We start from the raw sequence: 1,668 nt of genomic DNA, 5'->3' as shown, positions 1-1,668 counted from the left end.
TGTGTATAAGAGACAGCTTCTGAAGCACACCAGGCGAAGGTTAGCGCTGAAATACAGCGTATAAATATTGAGACTGGGATAAGGCCTCCACTTTGGCACACCATGAAAGTGTTATTTCTTTTACAATCAAAGAATATATTTAAACGCATTCTTCCCAAAAATATTTTTATATTTATTCTCAACTTAAAGAGAAAGCTTCTAGGAATGCGGTAGAAATAGGAATAAAAATTGAATTAATTGTTACTCCACGCATTACTTTTATACCGCAAATATTTCTCCGCATTACTTATTGAAATGAAAATACAGCTTTAATAAAATTATACATACTCCTTTAAAAATCAAAACACTCCCAATAAAAAATACATTCGCATTTTATCATTTTTAAATACACTTTTCTTGAATGCCATTCAATATTTACAAAGCAAGAGATTTACTTAAATTTCGCTTCATTCAAGTTCATTTTTTTTACTCCCAATTTAATACTAATTACTTTCATACCAGCTTTATATTTCTTACCATATTGAATTTATGTTTTCATCCTGAATGAAATTAACTATATTCTCTTGCTTGCAGTTATCCTTCTGAAAATACAAATCTCGCCGTATCGTAGTCCATAAGGAGGTATAAATGCTTTTCTTCCCCATTACGATCCATATCTTAGACAGTATAATTCTCAGCAATGTGGATTTACAAGTATAAATGGTTTGATCACAAAGTGTATTTCTATCAGTTACTGTACCCAGTTTAACCTATATGCTGTGGGTGAAATCTGAATTTAACTGCTCGGAGCTTTGATAGTTATACTTTACAAGCGACTAGATTTTTTGACGAGAAACATGTTTTTTGCCTTAAAAATATAAGTCAATTGCATGCATTTCTTTATTGCACAATCCTCGTTTAAGCGTTTGAAATGTGATGAGCAAGTCTAACTACTAATCCTGCTTCTCCTCCACCATGCTCATAACATTTACATCAAAGACTGAATCGACTAAATATGAAAATACTAACAATCGATGGAATCATTTATTCCCTCCAACGAAATGGCGGGATTTCAGTTTATTTCAATGAGCTTCAACAACGTCTGCAAAATAATCGAATATTATACGAATTGGTTAAGACAAATTCTAAGCTAAAGCGTTATATCAATCCACGGATGTCGGATAACAGAATATTTCACTCCAGTTACTACCGTACTGCTCGCGGAAAAAATATAATTAACATTACAACAGTGTATGATTTCACTTATGAATTTTTTGCGAGTGGTATTAAGAAGATTGTTCATAGTAGACAAAAGTTCAATGCTATTAAAAATTCAGAATGTATAATATGTATTTCTGAAAATACGAAAAATGATCTCCTCAACTTTTTACCTGATATTGATAGCAATAAAATTTACGTAACTCCACTTGGCCCTAGTTCATTATTCCATCCATTACATTTAGAAAATAAATCTGAATGCCCCTACATCTTGTTTGTTGGCGCAAGAGGTGGTTATAAAAATTTCAGGAACCTTGTCCTGGCTCTTTCCATGCTTAAAGATATCAATCTAAAAGTAGTCGGTGGTGGTTATTTTACCAATGAAGAACAAATATTCCTTGATAAATACATGGCTGACCGATATGAACACTGTCTCTTATACACATCTCCGAGCCCACGAGACGAACGCAA

Annotated in this window: 1 protein-coding gene; it reads left to right on the top strand. The window is 32.7% G+C overall.

The features are described from left to right. Positions 1-994 precede the first annotated feature (994 nt). Positions 995-1,668: hypothetical protein (locus tag JHD62_RS21275; protein WP_255523052.1), on the top strand; the 674-nt coding region annotated here is incomplete at its 3' end.

The organism is Aquitalea sp. ASV11 (assembly GCF_016429185.1).
GTDB classification, from domain to species: Bacteria; Pseudomonadota; Gammaproteobacteria; order Burkholderiales; family Chromobacteriaceae; genus Aquitalea; species Aquitalea pelogenes.
Note: the sequence above shows the minus strand (reverse complement) of the source record. Positions and strands in the feature narration are given on the sequence as shown.